Source organism: Acidiphilium sp., from assembly GCF_049977125.1.
Taxonomy (GTDB): Bacteria; Pseudomonadota; Alphaproteobacteria; order Acetobacterales; family Acetobacteraceae; genus Acidiphilium.
Window position 1 is genome coordinate 1 of record NZ_JBMFGY010000268.1, and the last position, 2,851, is coordinate 2,851.

Genomic DNA, 2,851 nt, shown 5'->3' on the forward strand with positions numbered 1-2,851 from the left:
GTTCCACTTCTTATTTTAGGCATCATTGTATGGCTGATCATTCGGGCCGGCGGCAGTCTACCGGCGGGACGATCTGGCCCGGCGAAACCCGAAACGGCACGGGAGGTGTTGGACCGGCGTTATGCTGCAGGAGAAATCAACCGTGAAGACTATCTACGGATGAGGCAAGATCTGGACTAGGCAGCGCTGCGGGATGCGTAGCGACCCTCCCTTGCCCATAACCTATCTGGTCTCGATGACCCAGTCACTGTGGCGCGACAAACACGCTGATATTCTAACTTTGTTCCGGTTTGCCGCGCAGCAGGCATGCGGTGGCTGGGTCGCCAGGGAGAAATCGAGACTCTTCCCGGGCTATCAACGCCACCATTTGACCGGGGTCGGGTCGAGTTGATCTTCGTGCACCTTGGGTTCGGTTCGGCGAGTACGGTTCACCGCTCGTGCTGGCTTCATGGCACGGGCCGGAGCGATGGCCTTTACTGGCGACGCAGGATCGGCCGTTGAGGGAAACACCACCGGTTCGACCGGGGGAATTGCTGAGCGCTCGGTTCGTTCGATTTCGGCATGTGCAAGCCTGGTTTCGAGAGTCTGGATTGTCACCCGCGCATCGTGAAGGGCTAGCTCGGCCCGCAACCGCGCCGCACGCTCGGTATCGCATTGCCGGGACAAGTCAGCGATGGTGGCAGCGTGGCGGTTTTCAGTCCCGGATTTTGGATGCAGGATGACGACCGGCACTTCTCCGTCCCGCACGAACCGGCGCCTGAGCACGGCGGAACCATCCGATCCGCGGGCGTTACCGTGGGTGGGCACACCTGTGTTCGGATCGGCATTCGGAAAGGCATGGTTCGGCGAAGGTGTGGTGTTCAGGCCGAGCGATCGGCGGACTCGGGCTTCGATCACATCATCCGCAACATCGGCCTCATTGGACTCATACGACAAAGTATACCTCTTCAGAATTTGGAAAATCTCAAGAACGGTGACAGCACCTCTAGGAGCGGAACCGATATTAGCTTTCGGTGCGATCTATTTCGCTCCAAACGGAAACAAATTAATTATGAGCCAGCGGGATCATTACTACAAGGGCCGATCGAAACGGGCCGTTTGCAGACAGACCAGATAAGCACCGGAACCAGCAACGTCCTATCCAGCATCACCATGATGCCGTTCGTGTTTGCTTTGCCATCCTAAGTGTCCGTCCCGAGACTTTGCGAGTCATTTGAGTCGGTTAGCGGATGGCCATAAATTTATTTGAATCCAATGGTTGATTTGTGATTCCATGGATAATACCGATTCGGAGGTGCATTATGTGGACGACTGAAAACCGACCCCGTTACAACCGCGACAAGCTCCGGTATCCTTCTGATCTGACGGACAGAGAATGGGACTTCCTTGAGCCGCTGATCCCGCCGGCCAAACGCGGCGGGGGGAAACGACGCGTGAATATGCGAGAGGTTGTGAATGGCATCATGTACATTCTGAGCACAGGCTGTCAGTGGCGCTACATACCGAAAGATTTGCCGCCCCGCAGCACGGTGAACAGGTATTTTTGCTTGTGGGGCAGTGACGGCACTCTAGATCGAATGCACATTGCCCTCTATGTCAAATGTCGAGAACAAGCCGAACGCGATGGCAGTCCTACTGCCTGCATTATCGATAGTCAAAGCGTTAAAGCCGCAGAAAAAGGGGGGTCCAGATCGATCCGCCCGGGTTTGATGCTGGTAAATTAATCAAAGGAAAGAAGCGACATGTCCTTGTTGATACGTTGGGACTTTTACTGCACGCGATGATTACTTCAGCCGCCGTCCAGGATCGCGATGGTGGCATTATGGTGATGGGCAATTTGTTCGGCCAATTTCCGTTCTTAAAGACGATTTTCGCCGACAGCGCCTATGCGGGACCGATCTTTCAAAACGGCCTGACTGAGGTTATGCCGGGCATGAAAGTCGAAATCGTCAAACGATCCGATCGCGCCAAAGGTTTCGTCATTTTGCCAAAGCGATGGATTGTGGAACGGACCATCGCCTGGCTTGGTCGTTGTCGCCGCTTGGCCAAGGATTGGGAAAATCTCAATCAAAGTGCACTCGTTTTCCTGCGCCTCGCATCCATCCGCCTCATGCTCAGAAAGCTTTGTATTCCTTCATGAAGTTCGGGACAGATGGGGTGATTGGGGCCTCCCCTACTTTGATCCGGTGGTTGTTCCTCTCAGTATGATCCAACATGGTCCGGGGTATTGATCGGCCACAAACATCTAGGAGAAGCAGCCATGGGTTACTTTGCTGGGTTGGACGTATCTTTGGAAGAGACCGCGATCTGCATCGTTGACGATGCGGGGCACATTGTGCGCGAAGCGCGTGCGGCGAGCGAGCCGGATGCGCTGGTCGCTTTCTTCGTAGGATGTGCGATGAAGATAGAACGGATTGGTCTGGAAGCGTGCTCGCTGACGGCTTGGCTGCATGAGGGTTTGACCGAAGCCAATTTGCCGGCAATCTGCATCGAGACGCGTCAAGCAAAGGCGGCAATGGGCGCGATGCCGAATAAAACCGACCGAAATGACGCGCGCGGGATTGCCCAAATCATGCGTACCGGTTGGTACCGTGCGGTACACGTGAAGAGCTCGTCTTGCCGGTCGTGGAGGGCATTGCTGACCGCGCGACGGATGGTGCTCAACAAGCGGCGTGACGTGGAGAACGGCATCCGCGCATTACTGCGCGAGGTCGGGCTGAAGGTTGGCACACCGAGCCGGAAAGATTTTCCGGCACGCATTCGCGAATTGGTCACTGGCGATCCAGTGTTAGCTAGCCTCGCCGCATCCCTATTGGCCGTCATCGAGGTGATGACCCAGGAAGTCGAGAGA

General features: G+C 55.7%; 4 protein-coding genes. 3 read left to right on the forward strand and 1 reads right to left on the reverse strand.

Annotated elements, in window-relative coordinates:
• Positions 1-180, forward strand: a 180-nt coding sequence (locus ACP5E6_RS17875) for an SHOCT domain-containing protein (protein ID WP_427956557.1), incomplete at its 5' end; no start/stop codon positions are given.
• Positions 181-354: 174 nt separating this feature from the next.
• Here ACP5E6_RS17875 and ACP5E6_RS17880 read toward each other — a convergent pair.
• Positions 355-936, reverse strand: coding sequence for a hypothetical protein (locus tag ACP5E6_RS17880; protein ID WP_427956559.1), 582 nt, complete (start codon positions 934-936; stop codon positions 355-357).
• 365 nt (positions 937-1,301) lie between these two features.
• Between ACP5E6_RS17880 and ACP5E6_RS17885 the strand changes: the two genes are divergently transcribed.
• Positions 1,302-2,140 (forward strand): IS5 family transposase gene (locus tag ACP5E6_RS17885; protein WP_427956560.1). Its coding sequence is split into 2 segments (ribosomal slippage): positions 1,302-1,689 and positions 1,689-2,140, totalling 840 coding nucleotides; the frame shifts between segments, so codons are not numbered across the junction.
• 120 nt (positions 2,141-2,260) lie between these two features.
• The coding region (locus ACP5E6_RS17890; RefSeq protein WP_427956563.1) for an IS110 family transposase at positions 2,261-2,851 on the forward strand (591 nt) is incomplete at its 3' end.